This is a genomic window from Microbacterium sp. (genome assembly GCF_051953575.1).
In the GTDB taxonomy this organism is placed as follows: Bacteria; Actinomycetota; Actinomycetes; order Actinomycetales; family Microbacteriaceae; genus Microbacterium.
In genome coordinates this window covers 1-6,078 of record NZ_JBQCIP010000131.1, presented here as the reverse complement: position 1 = coordinate 6,078, position 6,078 = coordinate 1, and the positions used below count along the sequence as shown (strand labels likewise).

Genomic DNA, 6,078 nt, shown 5'->3' with positions numbered 1-6,078 from the left:
CCCGCCCCCGGCCCCCCGCCGCCGGGTCGGGGGGCGGGCGCCCGCGGGCCCCGGGGCCGCCCGGGGCGGGCCCCCGCCGCGGGGGCCCCCCCACGTCGCCCTGCAGTGCGAGGACGCCGACGCGCGCCACCGTCACCAGCCGCGCTCAGCGAGCCGGTGCGGGGCCGGGAGATCGGCGACGTTGATGCCGACCATCGCCTCGCCGAGGCCGCGGGACACGTCGGCGATCACCTGCGGGTCGTCGTAGAAAGTCGTGGCCTTCACGATCGCGGCGGCGCGCTCGGCGGGGTTGCCGGACTTGAAGATGCCCGAGCCGACGAACACCCCGTCGGCGCCGAGCTGCATCATCATCGCGGCGTCGGCGGGCGTGGCGACGCCGCCGGCGACGAACAGAACGACGGGGAGCTTGCCGGTCTCGGCGACCTCCGCGACGAGCTGGTACGGCGCCTGCAGCTCCTTGGCCGCGACGTAGAGCTCGTCCTTGCTCATGGAGCGCAGCGCGTTGATCTCGGCGTTGATCTTGCGGATGTGCTTGGTCGCCTCCGAGACGTCGCCCGTGCCGGCCTCGCCCTTGGAGCGGATCATCGCGGCTCCCTCGTTGATGCGGCGCAGCGCCTCACCGAGGTTGGTGGCGCCGCAGACGAACGGCACGGTGAAGTTCCACTTGTCGATGTGGTTGACGTAGTCGGCGGGCGAGAGCACCTCGGACTCGTCGATGTAGTCGACGCCGAGCTGCTGGAGCACCTGGGCCTCGACGAAGTGGCCGATCCGGGCCTTCGCCATGACGGGGATCGAGACGGCCTCGATGATGCCGTCGATCATGTCGGGGTCGCTCATGCGCGACACGCCGCCCTCGGCGCGGATGTCGGCGGGCACGCGCTCGAGCGCCATGACGGCGACGGCGCCGGCATCCTCGGCGATCTTGGCCTGCTCGGGCGTGACGACGTCCATGATGACGCCGCCCTTGAGCATCTCGGCGAGGCCGCGCTTCACGCGGTCGGTTCCCGTGTCGGCAGTGGTCACGAGGTTCTCCCTTGGCTGGAAACTCGACGGTCGGGGCCGTCGAAGGATGAGATCAGGACAACACGAGCATTGACCTAGGCCAAAAGATAGCATGGTCTGCGTCCTACAATCGGCGGACCGGCGAAGACCAGGGACGGTGCCATGACCTCCGACATCCGCGGCCGATCCGCGACCGAGATCGCCGACAGCGTGCGCGCACTCATCGAGCGCTCACGGCTGCGTCCGGGCGATCCGCTTCCACCCGTCCGGTCGCTCGCCGATGAGCTCGGCGTCAACCGGAACACGGTCGTGGCCGCCTACCGTCAGCTCACGCAGGCGGGCGTCGTCGTGACCCGCGGCCGCGGCGGGACGCGCGTGGCGGACCTCTCCCCCGTCGCGCAGGAGGGCTTCGCCGCCGACAGCGTGCTGCGCGACGTCGGCACGGGCAACCCCGATCCGGACCTCATTCCCGACATCGCGCCCGCACTCGCGCGCATGGCCGGGCGTCCGGTCCTCTACGGCGAGCCCGTGATCGATCCGGGGCTGGAGGCCTGGGCGCGCGGCTGGATGAGCGACGGACTCCCTGCCGAAGAACTCCGCCTGACGATCACGAGCGGTGCGGCCGACGCCGTCGAGCGGCTGCTCGCCCAGGCGCTCACCCGCGAGGACGCGGTGGCGCTGGAGGACCCCTGCTTCCTCACCAGCATCCACACCGTCCGCATCGGCGGCTACCGCCCGGTGCCGGTGCCCGTCGACGACGAAGGGATGACCGTGGCAGGGCTGCGCGCCGCCCTCGAACAGGGAGTGCGCGCCGTCGTACACACGCCGCGCGCCCAGAATCCGACGGGTGCGAGCCTGTCGGCAGACCGTGCGGCGCAACTGCGCGACGTCCTGCGCGACCACCCCTACGTCCTCGTGATCGAGGACGACCACTTCTCGATGCTGTCGCGACAGCCCTTCCACTCGCTGATCTCGCCCGACCACCGTCGCTGGGCTCTCGTGAGGTCCGTGTCGAAGTTCCTCGGACCCGACATGTGCCTGGCGGTGACGGCATCCGATCCCGAGACGGCGGAGCGCCTCGCGATGCGTCTCACGCCGGGCACCACCTGGGTGAGCCACCTTCTGCAGCGGCTGACGCATGCGCTGGTGACGGATGCCGCCACCGCCGCGTCGATCGATCGCGCCGGGGCGCACTACGCGGCGCGCAACGAGGCGTTCGTCGCGCGCCTGCAGCAGAACGGCCTCGACGCCGAGCCGGGCGACGGTCTGAACCTGTGGATCCCCCTGCCGGTGCCCGCGCGTGCCGTCTCGGAGCAGCTCATGCGTCGCGGCTGGCTCGCACGCCCCGGCGACGAGTTCATGCTCGCCGGCGACGAGCCCTCGCACCGCCTGAGGCTCACCGTCCACGATCTCGACGACGATGCCGCCGCGCAGCTCGCGGCCGATCTCGGGGCCGCGGTGGCCGCCGTCGGCGGCCGGGTTCGCCTGCGGGAAGTGGGATGATCGACCGGTGAAGATCCTCTCGATCCAGTCGGCAGTCGCATACGGCCATGTCGGCAACTCGGCAGCCGTGTTCCCGCTCCAGCGCATCGGCGTCGAGGTCATGCCGGTGTACACGGTCAACTTCTCGAACCACACCGGGTACGGCGCATGGCGCGGCCCGATGATCAGCCCCGACGACGTGCGTGAGGTGATCCTCGGCATCGAGGAGCGCGGTGCGTTCCCGCAGATCGACGTGGTCCTCTCGGGCTACCAGGGCGGCGAGGGCATCGCCGACGTGATCCTCGAGGCCGTCGCACGGGTGAAGGAGGCCAATCCCGACGCCGTCTACGCGTGCGACCCGGTGATGGGCAACGCGAAGTCCGGCTGCTTCGTGGCGCCGGCGATCCCGGTGCTTCTGCGCGACCGCGTCGTGCCCGCCGCCGACATCATCACGCCGAACCAGTTCGAACTCGGATACCTGACCGAGACCGAGCCCGCCGACCTCGAATCGACGCTCGCCTCGGCCGACCTCGCGCGCGAGATGGGCCCGCGCACCGTGCTCGTCACGAGCGTCGAGCGCCCGGACCGCCCCGACGACACGATCGAGATGCTCGCCGTCACCGACGACGGCGCGTGGATCGTGCAGACCCCGCGCATCCCCATGAAGGCGAACGGCTCGGGCGATGTGACGGCCGCGCTGTTCACCGCGCACTACCGTCGCACCGGCGACGCTGCCGACGCGCTCGCGCGCACCACGTCCAGCGTGTTCGACCTGCTCGAGCGCACGCACGCCTCCGGTGAGCGCGAGCTGCAGCTCATCGAGTCGCAGGACGCCTACGCGAACCCGCGGCTGCAGTTCGCCGTCCAGCAGGTGCGCTGACAGGGGATGAGAAGGGGATGCCCGCGGGCATCCCCTTTCTCATCGGTTCACGCGTTCCACGCGTCCGAGACCGCGCGCCGCACCTCGCCGAGCAGCTGCGGGAGCGCCTTGGTGCGGGCGATGATCGGGAAGAAGTTCGCGTCGGACGCCCACCGCGGCACGATGTGCTGGTGCAGGTGCTCGTCGACACCGGCGCCGGCGACATGGCCCTGATTCATGCCGATGTTGAAGCCGTCGCATCGCGAGACCTGGCGCAGCACCCTCATGCCCTGCTGGGTGAGCGCTCCGATCTCGGCGACCTCTTCGTCCGTCGCCTGGTCGTACGTCGCGATGTGGCGATACGGGCACACCAGCAGGTGGCCCGAGTTGTACGGGAACAGGTTCAGCAGGGCGTACGCCGTCCGCCCGCGGAAGACGATCAGGCCGTCCTCGTCGGACTTGCGCGGCGCCTCGCAGAACGGGCACTCCTTGCGCAGCACCTCGGGGCCCGCCTGGATGTAGGCCATCCGGTGCGGCGTCCACAGGCGCTGGAACCCGTCAGGCACGCCCGCGAACGAAGCGGCGTCGACGAGGGCCGGGTCGGGAGCGTCTCCCTCGGGGAGGCCCGACCCGGCCTCGTCGACGGAGCTCACGCGAAGTCCTCCGCGGAGTTCACCAGGGCGTGCGAGGCGATGGCCTCGCGGACGCGGCGCACCGCGTCGGCGATGGGGACGCCGTTCTCCTGCGACCCGTCGCGGAAGCGGAACGACACCGTGCCGGCGGCCTGGTCCTGGGCGCCCGCGATGAGCTGCAGCGGCACCTTCTGGGTGGTGTGGGTGCGGATCTTCTTCTGCATCCGGTCGTCGGAGTGGTCGAGCTCGGCCCGCACCCCTTCGGACTTCAGCAGGTCGATGACCTCGCCGAGGTAGTCGGCGAACTCCTCGGCGACCGGGATGCCCACGACCTGCACCGGCGACAGCCAGACCGGGAATGCGCCGGCGTAGTGCTCGAGCAGGATCGCGAAGAACCGCTCGATCGAGCCGAACAGCGCGCGGTGGATCATGATTGGCCGCTTCTTCTGGCCGTCCCGGTCCGTGTACTCCAGCTCGAACCGCTCGGGCAGGTTGGGGTCGACCTGGACGGTCGACAGCTGCCAGGTGCGGCCGATGGCGTCACGGGTCTTGAGGTCGATCTTCGGACCGTAGAACGCCGCCTCGCCGGGGACCTCGGTCAGCTTCAGCCCGCTGGCGACCGCGACGTTGCGCAGCGCGTTCGTCGAGTACTCCCAGAACTCGTCCGAGCCGATCCACTTGTCCTTCTCGTCGTCGCGCATCGACAGCTCGAGCTCGAAGTCGTCGAGACCGAAGTCGCGGAGCATCGAGATGACGAACCCGAGCACGCGGGTCGCCTCGCCCTCCAGCTGCTCGGGGGTCACGAACAGATGCGAGTCGTCCTGGGTGAAGCCGCGCACGCGGGTGAGGCCGTGCAGGGCGCCCGAGAGCTCGTTGCGGTATACCGTCCCGTTCTCGGCCAGGCGCATCGGCAGATCGCGGTAACTGCGGGCGCGCTCCTTGTAGATCAGGATGTGCATCGGGCAGTTCATGGGCTTCAGGTAGTAGTCCTGGCCCTGCTTGGTGATCTCGCCGTTCTCGTCGCGCTCCTCGTCCATCACGATGGGCGGGAACATGCCCTCCTTGTAGGTGACGAGGTGGTTCGACGTCAGGAACAGGTCCTGCTTCGAGATGTGCGGGGTGTACACGTAGGTGTAGCCGCCGGCGATGTGACGGCGGCGGGCGTGCTGCTCCATCTCACCGCGCACGATGCCCCCCTTGGGGTGCCACACCGACAGGCCCGAGCCGATCTCGTCGGGGAACGAGAACAGGTCGAGGTCCTTGCCGAGCTTGCGGTGGTCGCGCTTGGCCGCCTCTTCCAGGCGGGTCTGGTAGGCGCGCAGCTCATCCTTCGACGGCCAGGCGGTGCCGTAGATGCGCTGCAGCTGCGGGTTCTTCTCGCTGCCGCGCCAGTACGCGCCGGCCACGCGCTGCAGCGCCCAGCCGTTGCCGATCAGGCGGGTGTTGGGCAGGTGCGGGCCGCGGCAGAGGTCCTTCCAGACCGTCTGGCCGTCGCGGTCGACGTTGTCGTAGATGGTCAGCTCGCCCGCGCCGACCTCGACGGAGGCGCCCTCGGTCTTCTCCGCCCCGCCGCCCTTGAGTCCGATCAGCTCGAGCTTGAACGGCTCGTCGACGAGCTCGGCGCGCGCCTCTTCGTCGGTCACGACACGGCGGACGAAGCGCTGGCCCTCGCGGATGATGCGCTGCATCTCCTTGTCGATCGCCTTCACGTCTTCGGGGGTGAAGGGATGCTCCACGCCGAAGTCGTAGTAGAAGCCGTCGGTGATGGGCGGGCCGATGCCGAGGTTGGCCTGGGGGTTGATGCGCTGCACGGCCTGCGCCATCACGTGCGCGGTCGAGTGGCGCAGGATCGCCAGCCCGTCGGGGCTGTCGATGGTGACCGGCTCGACGGCATCCGTCTCGGTCACCACCGTCGCGAGGTCTTTCAGTTCGCCGTTCACCCTCAGCGCGACCACGGATCGGTCGGGGAACAGGGCGAAGCCGTCAGCGGGATAGGGCACAGCGTCAGTCACGGAAACTCTCCTGGGAATGGCTCGGATCAAGGCTACTCAGCTTCGGGCGCACGCCGCGCCCCGCCCGCTCAGGCGTCGAGCGTTCGCGTGA

The 6,078-nt window shown here is 70.0% G+C and carries 5 protein-coding genes; 2 read left to right on the top strand and 3 right to left on the bottom strand.

Features of this window, described 5'->3' with window-relative positions; translation table 11 throughout:
- Window positions 1-132 precede the first annotated feature (132 nt).
- A complete protein-coding gene (pdxS, locus tag ACTHNQ_RS08400) occupies window positions 133-1,023 on the bottom strand; it encodes a pyridoxal 5'-phosphate synthase lyase subunit PdxS (protein WP_018170818.1) in 891 nt (296 codons plus the stop codon).
- Window positions 1,024-1,164: 141 nt separating this feature from the next.
- Here pdxS and ACTHNQ_RS08395 point away from each other — a divergent pair, with 141 nt between their 5' ends.
- Window positions 1,165-2,505, top strand: coding sequence for an aminotransferase class I/II-fold pyridoxal phosphate-dependent enzyme (locus tag ACTHNQ_RS08395; protein ID WP_440332761.1), 1,341 nt, complete (start codon window positions 1,165-1,167; stop codon window positions 2,503-2,505).
- 7 nt (window positions 2,506-2,512) lie between these two features.
- The gene (gene pdxY, locus ACTHNQ_RS08390; protein WP_440332759.1) at window positions 2,513-3,364 is read left to right on the top strand and encodes a pyridoxal kinase PdxY; all 852 of its coding nucleotides are present in this window, start codon (window positions 2,513-2,515) and stop codon (window positions 3,362-3,364) included.
- A gap of 47 nt (window positions 3,365-3,411) precedes the next feature.
- On the opposite strand, the gene ACTHNQ_RS08385 is transcribed toward pdxY, so the two are convergent.
- Both ACTHNQ_RS08385 and thrS read right to left on the bottom strand, forming a co-directional pair.
- Window positions 3,412-3,996, bottom strand: coding sequence for an HIT family protein (locus tag ACTHNQ_RS08385; RefSeq protein WP_440332758.1), 585 nt, complete (start codon window positions 3,994-3,996; stop codon window positions 3,412-3,414).
- Window positions 3,993-5,987, bottom strand: a complete 1,995-nt coding sequence (thrS, locus tag ACTHNQ_RS08380) for a threonine--tRNA ligase (RefSeq protein WP_440332756.1) — start codon at window positions 5,985-5,987, stop codon at window positions 3,993-3,995. The genes ACTHNQ_RS08385 and thrS overlap by 4 nt, the downstream gene beginning before the upstream one ends.
- Window positions 5,988-6,078 lie beyond the last annotated feature (91 nt).